Source organism: Bacillus cereus (assembly GCF_002577405.1).
GTDB classification, from domain to species: Bacteria; Bacillota; Bacilli; order Bacillales; family Bacillaceae_G; genus Bacillus_A; species Bacillus_A cereus_AU.
The window spans coordinates 58,258-78,719 of the sequence record NZ_NULR01000020.1 but is presented as its reverse complement, the minus strand read 5'-3'; the positions used below and the strand labels follow the sequence as shown (position 1 = coordinate 78,719).

The window sequence follows — 20,462 nt, the reverse complement described above, 5'->3', positions numbered from 1 at the left end:
GCGACTCCCTTATGTTAACACCTTCGTTTTTCGATGTCAACTAAGTTTTTCAATTTCTTTTTTGTCGTTTTCTGCGTTTCCGCATCAGCGACGTTTATTAATATATCATGCAGTATATATCGGGTCAATACTTTTTATAAAAAAATTTCACATCCCGTTAAAACCTTAAAAACGCTCCATAAATCATTATAACTTCCATTCTTCGTAGGTCTCTTCCCACTATTTCATACCTTATCTCTTTAACATGATTATAGGTAAATGAAAATTCTAAATTTTATGTTATTATTGTTGTTATAGGAGTGTGGTGAGAATGAGCATTAAGTATTCAAACAAAATCAATAAAATTCGGACCTTTGCATTAAGTTTAGTATTTATCGGCCTCTTCATTGCATACTTAGGAGTCTTTTTCCGGGACAACATTATTATTATGACTACATTTATGATGGTTGGTTTTTTAGCTGTTATTGCTAGTACTGTCGTTTACTTTTGGATTGGTATGTTATCTACAAAGACTGTACAAATTATTTGTCCAAGCTGCGATAAACCAACAAAGATGCTCGGCCGTGTCGACGCGTGTATGCATTGCAATCAACCTTTAACACTTGATCGAAATCTAGAAGGACAAGAATTTGATGAGAAATATAATAAGAAGAGCTATAAAGGATAACATGTACTTCGATTAGTATTTTTCTTCATCTATATAATAAAGAAAGAGGGNNCCCTCTTTCTTTATTATATATTACGCCTTATGACACTCTGGACAAACGCCATAAATTTCTAAGCGATGACTATTAATAACGAAGCCTGTCGTTTTTGCAGCTTCCTCTTCAAGCTGTTCCAAACCTCCATAAGGAAAATCAACAATCTTACCACATTTTTCGCAAATCACATGATAATGTTGACTTGTAACATAATCAAATCTACTTGAAGCGTCTCCATAAGTTAATTCCTTTACAAGTCCAACTTCTTTAAACACACGTAAGTTATTATAGACAGTTGCAACACTCATATTTGGAAACTTACCTTCTAATGCTTTATAAATGTCATCCGCTGTTGGGTGCGTCATAGATTCCACAAGGTACTCTAAAATAGCATGACGCTGTGGAGTAATGCGTACACCCGTATTTTTCAGCATTTCTAGCGCTTCTTTTAATTCTTCTTTGACCACCGTCATGCACCCCGATTCTATACGGATTATTATTTTATAATTCTTATAAAGAGTGTACTCCTTTTCTTATAAATCGTCAATATTTCTACTATAAGTATGTGGTTTATTTTTGTATATAGCCTTATTCTTATGTATCTTTCCCCATTATTTATACATTTACATAGAAAAAAGTGCGACATAATCGCACTTGGAATACTATCATCTGAGGAGGTATGCCCTACACTTTCACTGTATGTATCGCGAGAAAATATGTATAGACACATGCCTTACCTGTTTATTTTTTCTCCTCATTTATAGATTTATTTTATATAAGAAAGAACATCCTCAATATGTCCTTTCACTTTCACTTTACGCCATTCTTTTACAAGCTCACCGTCTTTATTAATAAGGAATGTAGAACGCTCAATTCCCATATACTCTTTTCCAAAGTTCTTTTTCAGTTTCCAAACATCATACAATTCTGCCACCTTATGATCTTCATCTACTAAAAGTACAAATGGAAGTTCATGCTTCTCAATGAATTTCAGGTGCCTATTTGCTGAATCAGGACTTACCCCAAGGATAACCGTATCCTTCTCTTGAAATAACCCATAAGCATCGCGAAAATCACACGCTTCAGTTGTACACCCCGGGGTCATATCTTTTGGATAAAAATAGAGAACTACATTTTTCCCTCGGTAGTCAGCTAAGCGAACTTGTTCCCCGTTACTTCCCTCTAATGTAAATTCCGGTGCCATTTCTCCTACTGTCATCATTGTTATCACTCCTACTCTTTTCTTTTACTATATCAAATGCCCTCTTATTTTTCATTGTCTATTACAGACCTCATCACAAAAGCAAACGGTAATGTATATCCAATTAGCGCTTCTCCGATTGCAATCCATCTTCCTATTCCAATCGGAGCTATATCACCATATCCAACGGACAATAAAGTGATTGCACTAAAATATAAACAAATTTCAACAAGCTGAAAAGAATGAGCAGTTAATATTTCACCATCTTCTTTCAAAACTGTATAACCCATTTCCTCTAATACAACATAACTTAATCCAAACGCAATTAGTACTGTTGTATAAATCAAAAATAATGTGGCTAAATTATACAGCGAAAAGAAACGTGTTGAATCTGAATAGGAACTCCATAACAATTGGACACTTCTTAAAATAGCGATTGCTGCAATTAATAGAATAAATCCCCATAACATGTCCTCCACCTCATTTTATATGTATGAGATGGAAGGCAGATTTATCCCTTAGAAACGAACAAGCTCCTATAATTAATTCCCAGCACCACGATATCGTTTTACCCCTTGATTCCAAAGAGTAATTGCAATAGTAAAACAGATAACACCAACAAATGGTGTTGCGAATGCATAACTATTCCACTCTGTTTTTCTTAAAAAGTACGCTGCTGGATATACCCCAACAAACGCAAACGGTAAAACAAACGTTAAAATAAAACGAATAACACGATTATAAATATCAATAGGATAGCGCCCATAATTCCCTATGTTATACATAAGTGGCATAATCGAACTTTTCGCATCTGACCAAAAACCAAGACTCGCTAGTGTAACAAATATCCCGCCGTACACAAGCGCTCCTCCCCCTACCATGAGTAGGAATAAGAAAAAATCATACCAATAAAAAGATAATTGCAGTTCTATCGCTGCATACCCCATCACAATAATTCCCGTAAGCGCTCCAATTAAAGATTCAAGTTCCATTCTTTCTAATATAATTTGAAATAAACTATGAATTGGTCTCGTTAGTACACGATCCATTTCCCCTTTAATAATGTAACGGTCATTAAAATCCCATATGTTAAAAAAGGCTGAAAAAATGGCAAACGGTACTAAAAAGAAACCATAAATAAAGATTACTTCTTCTCGGCTCCACCCTTTTAATGCTTGTGTATGCCCAAACACAACGAGAATGAAAATTAAATTAACCGCTTGTAATGATAAATCCGAAAGTAATCCGACGATAAAGTCGCCTCGATACTCTAATTTTGTTTTTATATATTGGCTTGCATATTGCAAAAATAATTTTATATATAGCATCTCGTTATCCCCCTTGTACAATTAGACGTTTTCTCGCCGTTTTCCACATGAGTACAATTGGAATAATAAGTATAATTGCCCAAATCACTTGAAATAACAAAGCTTCATATAACTTATTTCCCTGTATACCTTCAGAGAAAATCATACTCGGAATATAACTAATTGCTTGAAACGGTAAAAACATCATTGCTTTTTGGGCCCATAACGGATAAAAACTAATCGGTAATAATAACCCTGAAAACAGATCAATCACAACACGCTTCGCATACATGATTCCACTATTGTTAAATAAGAAGAATGTCAGCATTCCCGTCATTAAATTTATTTGTGTATTAATGATGAAACTAAATATTAAAGATAAGAAGAAATATAACCACGTTTGAAAATTCGTTGTAATTTGTAATGAAAATAATAACGTAACGATGACCATACCTGGAATTGAAAAGAAAGCAAAACGAAATATTCCTTCGCCAAGACCTTGCATAACTTTCATACCTAAATAGTTATAAGGACGAATTAATTCCACAGCCACACGTCCTTCTTGAATTTCCATCGCAATTTCTCTATCTATATTATTAAAATAAAAAGCACGTGCCATCCACGCGATTGCGATATACGTAGTCATTTGCGAAATAGATAAACTTTCAATATTCTCTTTTCCGCTATAAATTGCTTGCCACAAAAAATAATACGCACCGATATTAATTGTATAAATTAAAATCCCGCTATAATAATTTGTACGGTAGGCAAGCATCATTAAAAAGCGAATTCGAATCATTTCAATATACTTACCCATGCCTAATACCTTCTTCATAAATATTACGAATAATTTCCTCTGTAGACACTTCATTAATTTTCAAATCTTTAATTTGAAAGACTTGTACTACTTTAGAAATGAGCATTGAAATAATCACTTCTTCATTCGGGATTTTTGCAACCCATGCGTTTTCTTCTTTCGCCTTAGACCAAATTACATTAGTGTCCGGCATAACCATTGCTAATGCCTCATAAGAAACAGGAGAAACGAACTGAAAATGTATTTCCTTCTCTGCTCCCCACTGTGTGCGAAGGTTATTTAAAGAACCGTCATACATAATATTTCCTTCATCCAGCATAATGACACGCTCACATAAAGCTTCAATATCCGTAATATCATGTGTTGTTAATAAAATCGTTGTTTTATAACGTTCATTCATCTCTTTTAAGAATTCACGTATTTTCAATTTCACAAGAACATCCAGTCCAATTGTTGGCTCATCTAAAAATAATAACGGTGGATTATGAATTAATGCTGCCGCTAATTCACAACGCATTCTTTGACCAAGAGATAACTTTCGAACCGGCTTATCTAATAAAGGACCGATATCTAACGTTTCAATCACATGCTCCATATGCTCCTTATACTGAGCGTCTGATACACCGTACACTTTTTTGAGTAAACGAAACGATTCTTGTACCGCAATGTCCCACCAAAGCTGCGAGCGTTGACCAAAGACAACACCAATTGTTCTTACAAATTCTTCTCTTTGTTTATGTGGGTTCATTCCATTCACTGTAATCTGTCCTGATGTCGGAGTCAAAATCCCCGTAAGCATTTTAATCGTTGTTGATTTACCAGCACCATTCTCACCAATATAACCAACCATTTCACCTTGCTTTACAGTAAAAGACACATCATTTACTGCTGGTACTATTTTATAATTACGATTTAATAAATCGCGAAATGCACCCTTTAAACCCGGACGACTTGAATAGGCTGTAAACTCTTTACGTAACCCTTGTACCTCAATTACCGATTTCATAATCGGACCCCCTTCCTAAATGTCACAACGAATAGTTTACCCAACTGCCTTCTCTATCACAAACAATACGTCTTTTCAAAAAACATGTTAGAATAATACATAGATTTTTGTAAGGAGATGAATGGTAGTGAAATTCACAAAATCAGAAGCATTACATAAAGAAGCTTTAGAACATATCGTTGGCGGTGTTAATAGTCCTTCTCGCTCTTTTAAAGCAGTTGGCGGCGGCGCTCCTGTTGCTATGGAACGCGGGAAAGGCGCTTACTTCTGGGATGTAGATGGAAATAAGTATATTGATTATTTAGCTGCATATGGTCCTATTATTACAGGACATGCTCACCCGCATATAACAAAAGCAATTACAACAGCAGCTGAAAATGGTGTACTATACGGAACTCCGACGGCACTCGAAGTAAAATTCGCAAAAATGTTAAAAGAAGCAATGCCTGCTTTAGATAAAGTACGCTTTGTAAACTCTGGTACAGAAGCAGTTATGACAACAATTCGTGTTGCTCGTGCTTATACAGGTCGCACAAAGATTATGAAATTTGCTGGTTGTTACCACGGACATTCTGATTTAGTACTTGTAGCAGCTGGATCTGGTCCTTCTACTCTAGGGACTCCTGACTCAGCTGGCGTACCACAAAGTATCGCTCAAGAAGTTATTACGGTTCCATTTAATAATGTAGACACTTTAAAAGAGGCATTGGATAAATGGGGTCACGAAGTAGCAGCTATCCTTGTAGAACCGATCGTTGGAAACTTCGGTATTGTAGAGCCGAAACCAGGATTCCTTGAAAAAGTAAATGAACTTGTTCACGAAGCTGGTGCACTAGTAATTTATGATGAAGTTATTACTGCTTTCCGCTTTATGTATGGTGGTGCTCAAGACTTACTTGGTGTGACACCAGACTTAACAGCCCTTGGTAAAGTTATCGGCGGCGGACTTCCAATTGGCGCTTACGGTGGTAAGAAAGAAATTATGGAACAAGTTGCCCCGCTTGGACCTGCATACCAAGCTGGTACAATGGCAGGAAACCCAGCCTCTATGGCATCAGGTATCGCTTGTCTAGAAGTTCTTCAGCAAGAGGGCTTATACGAAAAGTTAGATGAACTTGGTGCAATGCTTGAAAAAGGAATTTTAGAGCAAGCGACTAAGCATAATATCGATATTACATTAAACCGTCTAAAAGGTGCTTTAACTGTATACTTCACAACAAATACAATCGAAGACTACGATGCAGCACAAGATACAGATGGTGAAATGTTCGGTAGATTCTTCAAGCTTATGCTTCAAGAAGGAATTAACTTAGCCCCTTCTAAATATGAAGCATGGTTCTTAACGACAGAACATACAAAAGAAGATATTGAATATACAATTGAAGCTGTTGGCAGAGCATTTGCTGCCCTAGCAAACAATAAATAATCCCATCATTAAAAGGAAAAAAGAAAGCACATCTTTCTTTTTTCCTTTTTTCTATTTCATAAATCCCTCATTAATAGTATAATTATTCATAATTATTTGTTTTATTTTCATTTCACATCCTTACTATCCTTGTATACAAGGCTGCTCACGCCTTAAATAGTAAGATTATTCAATCTTTTATAAGAGGGGGGATTGACGGATGCTCAATAAAAAAAATACATGGACACCGTCTTTATTTCGAGATTATAGAAATGCAGAACATGATGCGTGTGGAATCGTTTCCGTTATGGAGAAACGAAAAATTCCTACAAAAGAAAACATTGATCTTTGTATACAATCACTCGTCAAAATGAATCATAGAGCTGGTTTCATTAATGGCGAAGGCGATGGCATCGGTGTTCACATTGATGTACCAAAAGCTCTTTGGAATGAAAAACTAAAAAGTAGCGGATATAATCCAACGATTGTGGATCATCCCCACTTTATCGTTGGACATTTTTTTCTAAATAAAAAAGAAAACATTGCTGCTTTAAAAAATTATATTCTTACGCAACTAAGCAACGAAAACTTTACTATTGTTTTCGAAAGTGATGAGGTAGTAAACTCAGATGCGCTCGGTCCGCTTGGTAAACAGGAAGAACCTCTATTTTGGCAAGTTGCCCTTATCGCTGAAAATACAGTTACAAATATTGAACAAACATTATTTTCAGTGACAATAAAAATAGAGGAAAATGAAGCAATTCATGTCGCTTCATTAAGCCGTGACCATGTTGTATATAAAGTTCTAGGTGCTGGCGATACACTTGTTGCCTATTACAATGATTTACAACATCCACTTATCGCTTCAACTATGACACTAGGACATAACCGCTATTCTACTAATACATTATCTAATTTTTTTCGTGTACAACCATTTAGCATCCTCGGACATAATGGTGAAATTAACACAATTGCAAAATTACGCGATCAAGCTGAAATGATTGATGTACCACTTACTGCTGGGGGCAGTGACTCCCAAGATTTAAACCGCACCTTAGAAACTCTACTTGTTCAATATGACTACAGTTTATTTGAAGCGATGGATATACTATTCCCACCAATTATTAATGAAATTAAACTTTATGAAACACATTTACAAGATTTATATACGTATATACGTGAAGCATGGGGTCATTTTGCACAAGGGCCAGCTGGCATCATTTCCCGTTTTAAAGATGAAGCTGTTTTCAGCGTTGATTCCCTTGGACTACGACCAGTATGGAAAGTAGAGACAGAGAGCTCTTATATTTTCTCTTCTGAACCTGGCGTTGTATCACCAACGGAATATGTAGCAGAACCAAAACCACTTGCTCCTGGAGAAAAAGTCGGCCTTAAATGGAATAAACAAAATGAGCTTGTTCTTTACGAATATGACAAATACCAAAGTGAAGTATATAACCGTTTTAAAAAGCGAGTTGATGTTACCAATTATCATTTAAACTTATCTATCCCTGAAACGAAAGAAACTCAAGGATTATGTGATTCTGTTCAAGTTGAAACGCAGCAATACGTCGCTTTTGGCTGGGATCGAGAACATATTCAGCTCCTTGAACAGATGGCAACAAAAGGCGTTGAGCCAATCCGTTCACTTGGGCATGACTCACCACTTGCCGCACTTGATACAGATAGACGAAATATTGCTGATTTTATCAAGGAAAGTGTAGCCGTTGTTACAAATCCAGCAATCGATCGTGACCGAGAAGTCGAACACTTCTCCACACGTACTGTACTCGGAGAGCGTCCAAGTTTATCAAGCGATGCGAAACGACCATTTGTAGTCGAGATGCTTTCACCAATTATTTTAGAAGGAAGCGCTGCACAATCTATTGCAGAGGAATTGCACACAATTACGTACGAACAACTTATACAACTGTTCCTTACACATAGCTCTATCGCTACAATCTCTGCTACATTCAGTCCATCAGAATCTTTACAATGCGCATTAAATCGAATTAGTTCTGAAGCGATAGCTGCCGTTAACGATGGCGCTTCCCTACTATTATTAGATGACGCAAAAGCTCATCAAAATGAACGGTTATGGATTGATCCCCATTTAGTTACCGCTAAAGTACATCAAGTATTAAGTGAAAATAAATTACGCCGAAACTGCTCTCTCGTTATACGTTCCGGTGCCCTTCGCTCCTTACACGATATCGTCACGCTATATGGATTAGGAGCAGATGGTATTAATCCATATTTATTATTCGCAACTGTAAATGATGGAACAAAAGCACCAATTACTAATTTGTATACCGCATTTAATAAAGGACTAGAGAAAGTCATTTCGACGATTGGAATTCATGAATTACGCGGTTACGGTCGCCTCTTCTCCTCTATCGGATTACATGAGGAAATCGCAAACATATTACAAATTACAAACTTCTTTGGTTCAAATGATTTAGCTTTTTCACTTGAATCACTTGCTGAAGATGCAAAAATCCGAGCAATTGATTATAACAATCCAAAAGTTAGAATGAGAAAATCATTTCATATATTCCCGCGGATTTGGAAAGCCATTGGCGATGTTGCAAAGGGAAATCCTTATGATGATTACCGCGATAAGTTAAATGAATTAGAAGAAAATAATCCTATTGCAATCAGACACCTTGTTCAAACAAAACAAGCAAAACATATCGTTCCAACTGAAGACGTATCCATTAGTATCCAGAATCATGATCTACCATTTATTATTAGTTCCATGTCATTCGGTTCCCAAAATGAAATAGCCTTCCGTGCATATGCAGAAGCTGCCAATCAGCTAAATATGATTAGTTTGAACGGTGAAGGCGGCGAGATTAAAGATATGATTGGTAAATATCCACATACACGCGGACAACAAGTTGCATCTGGCCGGTTTGGAGTAAATGCTGAACTACTAAATTCATCAAACTTAATTGAAATAAAAATCGGGCAAGGTGCAAAGCCTGGTGAAGGTGGACATTTACCAGGTTCCAAAGTAACTGCCAAAATCGCTGAAGCACGTAATGCTACAATCGGCTCAGACTTAATTTCACCTTCTAACAACCATGATATTTATTCAATTGAAGATTTAGCTCAAATGATTACCGAAATTAAAACGGCTAATCAACTTGCTAAAGTAGCCGTAAAAGTCCCTGTCGTTCCTAACATCGGAACAATCGCTGTCGGTATCGCAAAGGCTGGTGCTGATTTTATTAACATTAGCGGATTTGATGGTGGCACAGGTGCTGCACGTATTCATGCACTGCAACATGTAGGTCTTCCAGTAGAAATCGGTGTGAAAGCTGCTCATAACGCCCTACTAGAAGCAGGGATGAGACATAACGTAGAAATTTGGGCAGATGGTGGTATTCGAAGTGTAAAGGATGCCTTAAAAATCATGCTCCTTGGAGCAAACCGTATTGGGTTTGGCACATTATCAATGATTGCAATTGGCTGTACTACTTGCCGTGGTTGTCATTTAGATACTTGCCATGTTGGAATTGCGACACAAATTGAATCTGAAGCGCAAGCGAAAGAACATGGATTACGCCGCTTTGTCCCGCGTGAATTAGAAAGCGCAGTTGCTGGTTTATTAAATTTATTCACCACTTTCGGTGTAGAACTAAAACGATTAACAGGACAGCTCGGTTATACAAATTTACAAGAAATTGTCGGGCGTTCCGATTTATTAGAACAAATTCGAGGTGAAGATTTATTAGACTTATGTAATTTACTACAAACGATAGAAATTTCATCTGTTACAACAACAGAATCTGTACAAAAAAATCAGTTTGACACAGTTCTTTCTCCTCACTCAAAAGAATTAGTAGGCGTTGGCGTAGATCAACGAGTTATGGGTGGTTTAGAGTCTTGTTATCGTGTTCGTAGTAAACTATATGAAAATACTCAACTTGAACCACTTACATTAAAGTATACAAACGGTTCCGTTCCTGGAAACGGATTAGGTGCTTACAATAGCGAGAACTTATTTATACACGTAAATGGCGGTGCGCAAGATGGAATTGGCAAAACTTCCTTTGGTGGTGGTATTTATATCACGAAAGCAAAAGGAAAAGACGGAGGCTATTATAATGGCTCTGTCGGAAAAGGATTTGGATACGGCGCACAAAAAGGAGCGCTATATGTGCAAGGTAACGCCGATGCTCGCGCTGGTATTCGCCTTTCTGGAGCAGACATGATAATTGGGGGTAGAATGACAAAACCACTCCGTGAAAAAGAGCAAGGAAATATAGGAGCATACTCTAATATTAAAGGTTTTGCCTTTGAATATATGACAAATGGGCGGGCGCTTGTTTTAGGAGATCCTGGTCCATGGATTTGTGCCGGCATGACTGGTGGTGTTGTTTATTTACGTCATGAGCCAAACTTAGGTTTAACAGAGCAAGCCTTAAAACGAAGAATCGCAAAAGGGGCAAATGTAACATTGCAACCAATTAGTAAAAATGGTTTGCAAGATGTGAATGAATTATTGTTGGACTACATTCGTGTATTAAATGAGCATGAACAATATGAAGAAGTCGCTTTGTTAACACCACTATTAGATGATATCCAGGTTCACTTCTATGAAATTATCCCGAAAAAAGAACAGGCTGATCCGTCTATCTCAACTGAATGATAAGTAAAACATTTATTTTCATAAAAAAATTGACGAAGCAAGCACCGCATAGTAATCTATAATAACAATTTGAAACCTGCTGAATTTCAGCAGGTTTTTTTATTAAAGAATAGATGTTTAAAGAGAACTTGGATAAATTATAAATTAATCCTAATTTCTTTATTAAACTTTTTAACGTCACTAAAATATCACTTGCTAACATATTGTAATGAATGTATAGTATCATGTTGTACATTCATTATGACAAGAGAAAGGATATCAATAAGGGTATGAAACTTGGTGCTCGCATTTTAAAAACGGGTATTGCCATTACATTAGCTTTATTTGCTTGTATTTTACTTCAATTACCGAGTCCAGTATTTGCGGGAATCTCAGCTATATTCGCTGTTCAACCGTCTGTATACCGCTCATATTTAACTGCTCTTGAGCAAATTCAAGCAAACGTAATTGGTGCCGTATTCGCTATCGTATTTGCTACTGCTTTTGGACATAATCCTTTTATTATTGGATTAACATGTATATTAGTAATTGCTCTTACACTACAATTACGTTTAGAAAACACAATATCAATCGCTTTAGTAACAGTTATCGCCATTATGGAGTATCAAGGCGAAGACTTCTTTAATTTTGCCTTACTTCGATTTGCGACGATTATGACCGGAATTATTGCGGCTTCACTTGTAAATTTAGTATTTATGCCGCCAAAATATGAAACAAAACTTTACCATCGCATCGTTGATAATACAGAAGAAATTGTGAAATGGATTCGTATGAGCAGCAGGCAAGCTTCTGATTTTACAACGTTAAAAACTGATATTGATCGTATGAAAGAAAAAATGATTAAACTAAACCATTACTATTTGCTGTATAAAGAAGAAAGAAGCTACACGAAAAAAGTAAAATTCGCAAAAATTCGTAAGCTCGTTTTATTCAGACAAATGTTAGCGACAACAAGCCGTGCTTTAAGTACGTTAAAATCATTACATCGTACTGAAAATGAACTGCGCCATATGCCAGAAGAATTTCAGGAATCTATCCAAAACGAACTTGACTCATTAACGCATTATCATGAACAAGTTTTATTAAAATTTATTGGTAAAGCAAAGAAACAACAATCCGTTGAAATGCTTGATGAAGTTGAAACAGGTAAACAAGAATTAATTGATATCTTTATGGATTATCAAAACAAAGATGATGAGGAAGCATATAAAACATGGCTGCACCTCTTCCCTCTTATTTCTTCAATTATTAACTATAGTGAAGAAGTAGAGCATTTAGATTTACTTGTGGATAGCTTCTACACATACCATAAACCAGAAACCGAACTCAAAATCGACGATAAAAAAGAAGACGAATAAAAAACAGCTCCTTTTACGCTAAAGGAGCTGTTTCTGTTATATGCTGGAGCTGATACAAATTGTAATAAAATCCTCTTTTTTTCATTAACTCTTCATGAGAACCTGTTTCTTTAATTTCTCCATCTTCAATGTAAATAATTGTATCGACATGTGTAATGGTCGCTAATCGATGTGCAATTATAATCGTCGTCCGATCAGCAGCTAACGTTTGAAGTGCCTCTTGAATATACCGTTCATTTTCTAAATCTAAAGCAGAAGTTGCTTCATCTAATATAAGTAATGATGGATTCTTCAGAAACACTCGTGCAATCGCTACACGTTGCCTTTGCCCGCCTGATAACTTTACACCACGTTCCCCAACGACAGTATTATAACCATTTGGTAACTCTATAATAAAATCATGAATTTGTGCAGCTTTGGCAGCTGAAATCACTTCTTCCTCTGTAGCTTCAGGATTTCCGTATAAAATATTAGCGCCGATTGTATCGCTAAATAATAAATTATCTTGCAGTACAATTCCAATATGACTACGTAAATTTCTCATATCATACTCTCTTACATCTATCCCATCTACATAAACTGCACCCGAAGAAACATCATAGAAACGTGGAATTAAGCTAGCAAGAGATGACTTTCCTCCTCCGCTCGCTCCGACAAGCGCTATCTTCTCTCCCGCCTGCATAGTTAATGACAGGTTATGTAATATCTCTTTTTCATCTACATTATAACGAAAAGAAACATTATCAAATATAACTTCCCCATTTAATTTTTTCGTTTGTACCGCACTTGGTACATTAACAATATCGTACTTTTCATCTAACAGTTCAAAAACTCGATCCATCGATGCGAAAGACTGCGTTAATGTTGTAGATGAATTAACAAGACGACGGAGCGGACTATATAAACTATCCATATATCCAACAAAGGCCACCATAGTCCCTAGCGTTAACTGCCCCTGAATCACTTCATATGCTGCAAAACCGATCACAAGTAACGGACCTAAATCTGTTAACGTATTTACTGCCGAAAATGTCCTTGCAGTCCAACTCGTATGCGTTAACGCTTTCGTTAAAAATTCATTATTTCTTTTTTCAAACTGCTTACCCTCATACTCTTCTAATGCAAAACTACGTGTCACTTGCATCCCTTGAATACGTTCATGTAAATATCCTTGCATAGTTGCTAATGCTTGTGAACGCTCTTTCGTCAATTTTCGAAGACGTCCGAAAAAATATTTCACTGCCACTACATAAATAGGTAAAATTAATAGCGCAACAAATGTTAATTTTACATTCATAGAAAACATAACAATAATAGCAATAGCAATTGTTGCTGTATCTAACCAGACATTCATAAGACCGGTGATTACAAAGTCCTTCGTTTGTTCTACATCATGAATGACACGTGAAATAATCTCCCCTGTTTTCGTATTCGAATAATAGCGTAAACTCAACTTTTGTAAATGACCAAAAATATGCTTTCGCAAATCATATAGTATTGTATTTGCGATGCGCTGTGCGAAATATTGACGATAATATTCAATTGGCGGTCTTAAGACTGCAAAAATAAAAAAAGCAATCCCAACGGCTGTTACTAATTGAGATGTTTTATCTTGAAGTGACCCTCCGCCTTGAATTACATCATCGATAATATATTTTAATAACCACGGCATAATAAGCGGGATACCAAACTTTACTAGACCAATCATAATCGTAATAGCAATAAGCCATCGATATGGTTTAACAAATTGTAAATATCTTTTTATACCTTGCACATAATCCCCCCTCTAATAGGACAAACCTGCCGGGAAATCCCCTGCAGGTTTGTTTTAATTTCTGTACATTAAATATCTTTCGTACCACATATCTACGAAATCCGGTGCGAATGGACCTTTTCTTTGATGAATCCACTGTGTTAAATGTGCTACATTTCGTTTCAAAATGGTATCAATAACAGGTGGATACTGCATAATTTGACTATGTTTTTCATACTCATCTTCATCTAAAAGCGTATATGTCATATCTGGATACACTTTAATATCTAAATCATAATCAATGTACTTCAATGCTTCAGAATCATATGCAAAAGGTGAGCTTAAATTACAATAATAATATACTCCCTCTTCCCTTAGCATCCCAATCACATTAAACCAATAATTGGCATGAAAGTAACAAATCGCTGGTTCACGAGTAACCCATGTTCGGCCATCTGATTCTGTCACTACTGTACGATCATTCGCTCCGATCACAAGACTCTGTGTCCCTTTTAAAATCGTTGTCTCTTCCCACATTCTATGAATGGAGCCGTTATGTTTATAACTATGTATTTGTACTTTTTCTCCTTCTTTGGGAAATCCCATATATGCTCCCTTCTTTCAACTGTAAATGCCCTCCTTAAGTTGCCTCAACTACTTTTTGAACTGCATTCACTTTTTTTCTATTATAACTTTTTTGTCGAAATTTTAAAACTAAAGTGACAAGGCTCTATTTTCACAATGAATAACCCATCCTCTTAGGAGATGCGAACTTCCGCTATATTACTTGTAAAGTGAAACTTTAATCAAAGGTAGTTCTAGCTCCAATGGCTATTGGCACTCACCAATCAGGATCATAGAAAAAGCCCTTCCTTATTTCCACGTAAAGAAGGACCTTTCACCTGAAGACAACAGTATATCTTATCCTAAATTTGAAATCACTTTTTCAGTTTCAAAAGATTTAATTACACTATTCGTTTGCTTTTCGAATTTTTCATGCAGCAACTTCAATGCTATTTCTGTTCTATATATTTCTTGGCGAATAAAATGTAATTCTTTTTTATCGCACGTATCTCTTTCGCTCATTTCGATTTGCTGATACTTCTCTAGATGTGATTGTAACTTTAACAACTCATCCATCGTTTCCAATTGCTCCCCTACCAACTTATCAAAATCGTTCATCACTTACCCCCTTTTAAATTCCTATTACATATTTCTAATCGTGAACTTATTTCTCCTTTGACTACATTTGTTGACTTATTAGAAGTTATGTCGTTCACTTTCTTTTCATTACAATGACCCGCACACAAAGAAAACACTTCTCTTGAATTAGAGAAGTGTTTTTCTTTCATTACTGATTTGAGCTAGAAGATTGTGAATTTTTCGCAGCTGATTTTGCATTTTGTTTTTGCACAGAATGCACATCTGTTTCAGTTGCAAACTCTGTACCATAACTAGCATTTGCACTTTGAGCCGCAGAAGCTTGTGCTTTCTGTGCCTCTGATTGTGCGTTTGCTTGTTTTACTGCTTGTACATTCGTTTCAGTTGCAAATTCTGTACCATAGTTAGCATTTGTACTTTGAATGCTAGCACCAGAAGTTGTCTTATTATAACCTTGTTGTTTTTTACTCATCTTTCTCACCTCCACAACAAATAATGTAACCAATCTCTCTAGAAACTATCCGTAATTTTCTTTTTTATAATTTCCGCATATATCTCTTATCACTCATTCAAACTACATATGATGGAGGTGGAAATATGTATACTGGACGTGATATGACTGAGCTAACTATGATTTCCAAAAATGAATGGAACAAGGATGAATTAGCTCATTTTCATCATTCATTTCAGCAAATTATGCCTTACTTAAACGTAGAGGGACAAACAATCTATAAAGAAATTGTGAAAGAAATTGAGTCACGGGGCGGATTATAAAAGCGCAATTTTTTAAACTCAGAGTACAAAATTATTTTCAATAAAAAAACGTGTTCCAAAATTCTAGAACACGTTTTTTTTATTTATTGTATTGTAATTTTCTCAACACAATTCTCATAAATAGTACGATGTGACTTCGAGAAAGGTAATTGTTCAAATGCTTCTTTCGATACAAATTTCAATGTATCTGTTTCCACAATATCACCGGTTACTTTTCCGTAAAATATGAATATATCCCAAGTACGATGCGTAAAAGTATGCTGTACATTCATTGCATATTCATCAATAGAAACCGAGAGCTCAAATTTTTCTTTCATATAATCTGTAAGCTGCTCCTTTTGATTTCGAATCCCTTCGCCAAGTTCAACATTCGGGAATTCCCACATATTAGCTAATAACCCTGTACTTGGACGTTGATTAATTACATAGCGACCATCTTCAGTTTGAAGTACCCCCGCAACAAGAGGTACCATTGTAGGCGCTTTTGCTTTACTTTTTACTGGTAATTCCTTTTGAACACCCTCGGCATATCCTCGACAATGCTCACGTACAGGACATAGTAAGCAAGATGGATTTTTCGGGATACAAATCAATGCCCCTAATTCCATCAAACCTTGATTAAAATAAGATGGGTTTTCTACCGAAATAATTTCACGCACAATCTCTTCAAACACTTTTCTAGTCTTTGGTTTTGCGATATCATCCCACACCGATAAAATGCGAGATAATACACGCATAACATTCCCATCAACTGCCGGCTCTGGTATACCATATGCAATGCTTAAAATGGCACCTTTTGTATATGGTCCCACTCCTTTTAATTTTTCAATTTTCTTTACATCGCTTGGTACTTTCCCACCGTATACTTCTTTTACTTCTTTTACTGCTGCATGTAAATTTCTTGCTCTAGAATAATACCCTAAGCCTTCCCATGCCTTTAATACTTCTTCATCATCAGCATTCGCTAACACTTCAAGTGTAGGAAACTTCCCCATAAAATTTGCGTAATATGGTTTTACAGCTTCTACCCTTGTTTGCTGTAACATAATTTCCGAAACCCAAACGCGGTATGGATCTTTATTTTTTCGCCACGGTAAGTCGCGTTGCTCTTTTTCAAACCAACCAATTAAATCATTCTGAAACTGCTCTATGTTAAAATTATTTAATATTTCAAGTGTCAAACTTGATCCCCCTCATTTTTTTGCATATAAGTACTATTATAAAGATTTTAGGAAAAAATTTAAGTAAGACGACATAGGAAATAGAAGGCAAAGGACTTGAGATATCGAATAAAAAGAGTTACATTAATAAAAAACGGAGGTGGATTTCTATGGACACAGCCACTCACCTTGTTATGGGCGTTACTCTAGGCAGTTTGGCGACGTTAGATCCAGCCATAGCACAAAGTGATATTGGACCACAAGCAGTTATGCTTGCTACAATTGCCGGTTCCAACATTCCTGACATCGATACAGTTTTAAAATTGCGTAATAACGCTAAATATATAAGAAATCATCGCGGGATTACTCATTCCATTCCTGCAGTGATTCTTTGGTCGTTCCTTATAAGTGGCATCTCTTTCATCTTCTTTTCAGATGCTCCATATCTCCATTTACTACTTTGGTCATTTATAGCCGTCTTTCTTCACGTCTTTGTCGATATTTTCAATGCCTACGGTACACAGGCATTACGGCCCTTTACAAAAAAATGGGTCGCACTCGGCATAATTAATACATTTGATACTGTCATTTTCTTTATTCACATGCTTGCGATTGCTTGCATGCTTGTAGGTTCCCATAAAGGGTATACGGCTTTAGCAGCTTATATATTAATGATTGTTTACTATATCGGCCGCGTTATGATGCATCGAAATATTAAAAGTGTAGTAAACAAACGGTTCAAAAATGTAGAGAAAGTAATTATTTCTCCTTCTTATAAATTTTATCATTACCATTTAGCCGTCGTTACAACTGAACATTACTACGTCGCAAGATGGCACCGTGGTAACATTCTTGTATACGATAAATTTGATCGCGTACCGTTCCCGAATACTCCTATTATGCAAGCTGCTGTGCGAGATGAGAATATATCTGCTTTCTTATCTTTCTCACCTGTATATCGCTGGGATATTTTCGATTATGATAACTATTATGAGGTTCGGTTCATTGATTTGCGGTATCGAAGTAAAGATTATTATCCATTCGTCGCAATCGTTCAGCTCGATCAAAATTTTAATATTATTAGTTCCTATACAGGGTGGATTTTTAGTGAAGAAAAACTTCGAAAAAAACTGGAATTACTTCCACATTAAAAAAAGCGACTTAAGTCGCTTTTTTTAATGTTTCAAATGATTTTCTTGATTAATCAAGTGGCTATATTTCGGATTATTTGTACGCATTTCATGAAGGCGTACTCCATGATTATTAATCCAAGTTCGTACCACTTGTTCAGTCATTTCATCCCCTTGATAACGACCTGATTTCGCATAAGTTGTTTGAAAGTCCTCCCACAATAATTCAACCCATGCACGAGCTTGTGCATAAGAAAGTTTGTCATTCTTATCTAATAATTCTTTCGTTAATGTTTCATGAATATCGGTCATGTTGTAATCTCCTTTTACCTATTTATTCCTTCGTTTCTAAAGGATAGTTTCTTCTATTTTGCACATTCTATAATTGATACTTCTTAAAGAGGTATCAACTGATGATGAGGAGGGCGTTCGTAATGGGTAAACAAGCCGAATTTTGGTCTGAGTCAAAAAACAACAGCAAAATCGAAGGTCAACCGAAAGCGAAATCACGCTTCGCTTCGAAAAGACCTAACGGCACAATTAACACGCACCCACAAGAACGTATGCGTGCTGCAAATCAGCAGGAAGAGTAGTACAAATTAAATTAAATTAAATTAACTTCCTACACGAGGTGATAAAGATGAGCTACCGTGATCGCTTAGATAGTCGTTCTGAATTATTTAACCATACGTGGACTCGTCCAAAACATGCAAAAGCGCAAGTTAACGGACAGACGCAACAGACCCAGTCTCTCATTATATTGGCAAACGAATGTAAAAAACGCCAATTTTAGGTTCTCCTATCTCCTTTAACGCCTACCAAAGATGAAAACCAGAGAGATATTCGCTCTCTGGTTTTTATTTTTCTTGCAATAAAGAAATTGGTATTCCAATCTCTTCATTATCATTTTGCTTATGTCCCCAAGCAAATACCCCATTGAAATACGTAATTTTAAATAATATACCAGGTTCTTCTACTAATTCATATGTCTCACCAATATGGAATTTGTTTATATCAGTCATATAAGCACGAGCCATTGCCATTTTTCTCATTAATACATCGAACTCATTCACAATTCCAAGTTGCTCAGCCTTTATTGCTTGCTCCTTCAAAACCCCAATTTCTTCCCTTAACTCATGTGGTGTCATTTCACTGTAGCGTTTTGGCATATTCATCCTATTCCCTCATCCCTCTTCACGTTTCAGTTGCAAAAATATCTCTATCTCATCAATAGAGAATCCTTTTCGATATAACGCTTGTTTCATCTTATTTTCGAATGTCCATCCATCATACTTCTTATATTTCTCATAATATTTATTCCCATGATAGTGTAACGCTTCTTGTTGCTGTTCGTCATCTTTTTCGTCTTTCAATTCTTCCAAACAAATTTGAATCACATCTCTAGAATACCCTTTACGAACAAGCATTTCTTCTAACTTTAGCTTCATTTGTAAAAAGGAATGTTTTTGATAAGATCTTTTCTTCTTTTCTATAAGAAATAAGGCATTCTCAATTTGCTTCTCCTTCGGATACTCTTGTAAACTATGCGTAATAATTAGATCCTGAACACCTTTATTTGACAGCTCTCTTTTAATAACAGTTGGGCCTTTTCGACTCACATTACTTTGCGTTCGCGTATATAAAACAGCATACTCTTTATCATTAATATATCGGTCATGTAATAATTTCGAAACGACTTCAGAGATGATGGCCTGTCCCACTTCTTTTTTTCGTAAAAAATCTTCTATTTCTTGTTTTGTTCTCATTTGATAGGATAAATAGGAGATTGCTTTTAAATATGCTTTTTGTACCTCTTCATTGTACAGAATATTTCCTAACGCTATTTCATCAATTTCTAAGCCTTTTTGTAATCCGTGTTTCATTAAGATTACTTGATCCACACTAAATCCGTATTCTTCACCTTGACCTTTATCAATATAAATATTAAATCGTTCTTTCGATCGTTTTTGTACTTCTATTTTTGTAATGACAGCCATACTCTCACCTCTCTATTATTTTAACATAGTCGAGG

Annotated in this window: 22 protein-coding genes; 8 read left to right on the top strand and 14 right to left on the bottom strand. The window is 36.0% G+C overall.

The window, feature by feature from the left end:
* The first annotated feature begins 310 nt into the window (after positions 1 to 310).
* Positions 311 to 667 carry a YgzB family protein gene (locus COC96_RS22965; protein WP_097903440.1) on the top strand — a complete coding sequence of 119 codons (357 nt, stop codon included), beginning with the start codon at positions 311 to 313 and terminating at the stop codon, positions 665 to 667.
* A gap of 72 nt (positions 668 to 739) precedes the next feature.
* Here COC96_RS22965 and perR read toward each other — a convergent pair whose 3' ends face one another.
* From perR to COC96_RS22935, 6 genes are all read right to left on the bottom strand, one after another.
* On the bottom strand, positions 740 to 1,168 hold the full coding sequence (perR, locus tag COC96_RS22960) for a peroxide-responsive transcriptional repressor PerR (RefSeq protein ID WP_000237831.1): 429 nt from the start codon (positions 1,166 to 1,168) through the stop codon (positions 740 to 742).
* A 299-nt stretch (positions 1,169 to 1,467) separates the two neighbouring features.
* Positions 1,468 to 1,923: a thioredoxin-dependent thiol peroxidase gene (gene bcp, locus COC96_RS22955; RefSeq protein ID WP_098268498.1), complete on the bottom strand. Its 456-nt coding sequence runs from the start codon at positions 1,921 to 1,923 to the stop codon at positions 1,468 to 1,470.
* A 44-nt stretch (positions 1,924 to 1,967) separates the two neighbouring features.
* Positions 1,968 to 2,372 carry a potassium channel family protein gene (locus tag COC96_RS22950; protein WP_098268499.1) on the bottom strand — a complete coding sequence of 135 codons (405 nt, stop codon included), beginning with the start codon at positions 2,370 to 2,372 and terminating at the stop codon, positions 1,968 to 1,970.
* A gap of 72 nt (positions 2,373 to 2,444) precedes the next feature.
* A complete protein-coding gene (locus tag COC96_RS22945) occupies positions 2,445 to 3,230 on the bottom strand; it encodes an ABC transporter permease (RefSeq protein ID WP_098268500.1) in 786 nt (261 codons plus the stop codon).
* A 4-nt stretch (positions 3,231 to 3,234) separates the two neighbouring features.
* Entirely contained in the window at positions 3,235 to 4,026 is a 792-nt protein-coding gene (locus COC96_RS22940; RefSeq protein WP_097903436.1) for an ABC transporter permease, read from the bottom strand.
* The gene (locus tag COC96_RS22935; RefSeq protein WP_098268501.1) at positions 4,019 to 5,032 is read right to left on the bottom strand and encodes an ABC transporter ATP-binding protein; all 1,014 of its coding nucleotides are present in this window, start codon (positions 5,030 to 5,032) and stop codon (positions 4,019 to 4,021) included. The genes COC96_RS22940 and COC96_RS22935 overlap by 8 nt, the downstream gene beginning before the upstream one ends.
* Positions 5,033 to 5,153: 121 nt before the next feature.
* On the opposite strand from COC96_RS22935, the gene hemL reads away from it, so the two are divergent.
* The 3 genes from hemL (at position 5,154) to COC96_RS22920 (ending at position 12,452) form a co-directional block, all read left to right on the top strand.
* On the top strand, positions 5,154 to 6,458 hold the full coding sequence (gene hemL, locus COC96_RS22930) for a glutamate-1-semialdehyde-2,1-aminomutase (RefSeq protein WP_098252949.1): 1,305 nt from the start codon (positions 5,154 to 5,156) through the stop codon (positions 6,456 to 6,458).
* Positions 6,459 to 6,657: 199 nt separating this feature from the next.
* On the top strand, positions 6,658 to 11,094 hold the full coding sequence (locus COC96_RS22925) for a glutamate synthase-related protein (RefSeq protein WP_098769428.1): 4,437 nt from the start codon (positions 6,658 to 6,660) through the stop codon (positions 11,092 to 11,094).
* A 269-nt stretch (positions 11,095 to 11,363) separates the two neighbouring features.
* The gene (locus COC96_RS22920) at positions 11,364 to 12,452 is read left to right on the top strand and encodes an aromatic acid exporter family protein (RefSeq protein WP_098268503.1); all 1,089 of its coding nucleotides are present in this window, start codon (positions 11,364 to 11,366) and stop codon (positions 12,450 to 12,452) included.
* A 13-nt stretch (positions 12,453 to 12,465) separates the two neighbouring features.
* Here the strand turns inward: COC96_RS22920 and COC96_RS22915 are convergent, their stop codons facing one another.
* From COC96_RS22915 to COC96_RS22900, 4 genes are all read right to left on the bottom strand, one after another.
* A complete protein-coding gene (locus tag COC96_RS22915) occupies positions 12,466 to 14,226 on the bottom strand; it encodes an ABC transporter ATP-binding protein (RefSeq protein WP_098268504.1) in 1,761 nt (586 codons plus the stop codon).
* A 54-nt stretch (positions 14,227 to 14,280) separates the two neighbouring features.
* Positions 14,281 to 14,811, bottom strand: a complete 531-nt coding sequence (ntdP, locus tag COC96_RS22910; RefSeq protein ID WP_000506630.1) for a nucleoside tri-diphosphate phosphatase — start codon at positions 14,809 to 14,811, stop codon at positions 14,281 to 14,283.
* 315 nt (positions 14,812 to 15,126) lie between these two features.
* Positions 15,127 to 15,387 (bottom strand): YgaB family protein, encoded by a 261-nt coding sequence (locus COC96_RS22905; protein WP_097903430.1) that lies wholly within the window; start codon positions 15,385 to 15,387, stop codon positions 15,127 to 15,129.
* 169 nt (positions 15,388 to 15,556) lie between these two features.
* Positions 15,557 to 15,838, bottom strand: coding sequence for a gamma-type small acid-soluble spore protein (locus COC96_RS22900; RefSeq protein WP_098268506.1), 282 nt, complete (start codon positions 15,836 to 15,838; stop codon positions 15,557 to 15,559).
* Positions 15,839 to 15,963: 125 nt separating this feature from the next.
* Between COC96_RS22900 and COC96_RS27650 the strand changes: the two genes are divergently transcribed.
* Complete coding sequence (locus tag COC96_RS27650) at positions 15,964 to 16,140, top strand: hypothetical protein (RefSeq protein ID WP_002094743.1); 177 nt, start codon at positions 15,964 to 15,966, stop codon at positions 16,138 to 16,140.
* Positions 16,141 to 16,223: 83 nt separating this feature from the next.
* On the opposite strand, the gene mutY is transcribed toward COC96_RS27650, so the two are convergent.
* Complete coding sequence (mutY, locus tag COC96_RS22890) at positions 16,224 to 17,321, bottom strand: A/G-specific adenine glycosylase (protein ID WP_098268508.1); 1,098 nt, start codon at positions 17,319 to 17,321, stop codon at positions 16,224 to 16,226.
* Between the two features lie 149 nt (positions 17,322 to 17,470).
* Here mutY and COC96_RS22885 point away from each other — a divergent pair, with 149 nt between their 5' ends.
* Positions 17,471 to 18,451, top strand: coding sequence for a metal-dependent hydrolase (locus COC96_RS22885; RefSeq protein ID WP_097903426.1), 981 nt, complete (start codon positions 17,471 to 17,473; stop codon positions 18,449 to 18,451).
* A gap of 24 nt (positions 18,452 to 18,475) precedes the next feature.
* Here the strand turns inward: COC96_RS22885 and COC96_RS22880 are convergent, their stop codons facing one another.
* Positions 18,476 to 18,742, bottom strand: a complete 267-nt coding sequence (locus tag COC96_RS22880; protein WP_098769427.1) for a YfhJ family protein — start codon at positions 18,740 to 18,742, stop codon at positions 18,476 to 18,478.
* Positions 18,743 to 18,864: 122 nt separating this feature from the next.
* Between COC96_RS22880 and COC96_RS22875 the strand changes: the two genes are divergently transcribed.
* Both COC96_RS22875 and COC96_RS22870 read left to right on the top strand, forming a co-directional pair.
* Entirely contained in the window at positions 18,865 to 19,023 is a 159-nt protein-coding gene (locus tag COC96_RS22875) for a small, acid-soluble spore protein K (protein WP_000517893.1), read from the top strand.
* Between the two features lie 47 nt (positions 19,024 to 19,070).
* Positions 19,071 to 19,223, top strand: a complete 153-nt coding sequence (locus tag COC96_RS22870; RefSeq protein WP_000122093.1) for a YpzG family protein — start codon at positions 19,071 to 19,073, stop codon at positions 19,221 to 19,223.
* A gap of 64 nt (positions 19,224 to 19,287) precedes the next feature.
* Here COC96_RS22870 and COC96_RS22865 read toward each other — a convergent pair whose 3' ends face one another.
* On the bottom strand, positions 19,288 to 19,605 hold the full coding sequence (locus COC96_RS22865; protein WP_063263171.1) for a YfhH family protein: 318 nt from the start codon (positions 19,603 to 19,605) through the stop codon (positions 19,288 to 19,290).
* A gap of 9 nt (positions 19,606 to 19,614) precedes the next feature.
* Positions 19,615 to 20,427, bottom strand: a complete 813-nt coding sequence (gene recX, locus COC96_RS22860; RefSeq protein ID WP_098769425.1) for a recombination regulator RecX — start codon at positions 20,425 to 20,427, stop codon at positions 19,615 to 19,617.
* Between the last annotated feature and the right edge of the window lie 35 nt (positions 20,428 to 20,462).

What these genes read in the sequence shown, in the direction of transcription:
- bcp (WP_098268498.1), bottom strand. Translation starts at nt 1,923, where the DNA reads ATGATGACAGTAGGAGAAATGGCACCGGAATTTACATTAGAGGGAAGT.
- COC96_RS22880 (WP_098769427.1), bottom strand. Translation starts at nt 18,742, where the DNA reads ATGACCGATATTCATGAAACATTAACGAAAGAATTATTAGATAAGAAT.
- COC96_RS22935 (WP_098268501.1), bottom strand. Translation starts at nt 5,032, where the DNA reads ATGAAATCGGTAATTGAGGTACAAGGGTTACGTAAAGAGTTTACAGCC.
- COC96_RS22950 (WP_098268499.1), bottom strand. Translation starts at nt 2,372, where the DNA reads ATGTTATGGGGATTTATTCTATTAATTGCAGCAATCGCTATTTTAAGA.
- COC96_RS22925 (WP_098769428.1), top strand. Translation starts at nt 6,658, where the DNA reads ATGCTCAATAAAAAAAATACATGGACACCGTCTTTATTTCGAGATTAT.
- COC96_RS22900 (WP_098268506.1), bottom strand. Translation starts at nt 15,838, where the DNA reads ATGAGTAAAAAACAACAAGGTTATAATAAGACAACTTCTGGTGCTAGC.
- COC96_RS22875 (WP_000517893.1), top strand. Translation starts at nt 18,865, where the DNA reads ATGGGTAAACAAGCCGAATTTTGGTCTGAGTCAAAAAACAACAGCAAA.
- COC96_RS22885 (WP_097903426.1), top strand. Translation starts at nt 17,471, where the DNA reads ATGGACACAGCCACTCACCTTGTTATGGGCGTTACTCTAGGCAGTTTG.
- COC96_RS22940 (WP_097903436.1), bottom strand. Translation starts at nt 4,026, where the DNA reads ATGGGTAAGTATATTGAAATGATTCGAATTCGCTTTTTAATGATGCTT.
- COC96_RS22945 (WP_098268500.1), bottom strand. Translation starts at nt 3,230, where the DNA reads ATGCTATATATAAAATTATTTTTGCAATATGCAAGCCAATATATAAAA.
- ntdP (WP_000506630.1), bottom strand. Translation starts at nt 14,811, where the DNA reads ATGGGATTTCCCAAAGAAGGAGAAAAAGTACAAATACATAGTTATAAA.
- COC96_RS22870 (WP_000122093.1), top strand. Translation starts at nt 19,071, where the DNA reads ATGAGCTACCGTGATCGCTTAGATAGTCGTTCTGAATTATTTAACCAT.
- recX (WP_098769425.1), bottom strand. Translation starts at nt 20,427, where the DNA reads ATGGCTGTCATTACAAAAATAGAAGTACAAAAACGATCGAAAGAACGA.
- COC96_RS22905 (WP_097903430.1), bottom strand. Translation starts at nt 15,387, where the DNA reads ATGAACGATTTTGATAAGTTGGTAGGGGAGCAATTGGAAACGATGGAT.
- COC96_RS22865 (WP_063263171.1), bottom strand. Translation starts at nt 19,605, where the DNA reads ATGAATATGCCAAAACGCTACAGTGAAATGACACCACATGAGTTAAGG.
- hemL (WP_098252949.1), top strand. Translation starts at nt 5,154, where the DNA reads ATGGTAGTGAAATTCACAAAATCAGAAGCATTACATAAAGAAGCTTTA.
- COC96_RS22920 (WP_098268503.1), top strand. Translation starts at nt 11,364, where the DNA reads ATGAAACTTGGTGCTCGCATTTTAAAAACGGGTATTGCCATTACATTA.
- COC96_RS22965 (WP_097903440.1), top strand. Translation starts at nt 311, where the DNA reads ATGAGCATTAAGTATTCAAACAAAATCAATAAAATTCGGACCTTTGCA.
- COC96_RS27650 (WP_002094743.1), top strand. Translation starts at nt 15,964, where the DNA reads ATGTATACTGGACGTGATATGACTGAGCTAACTATGATTTCCAAAAAT.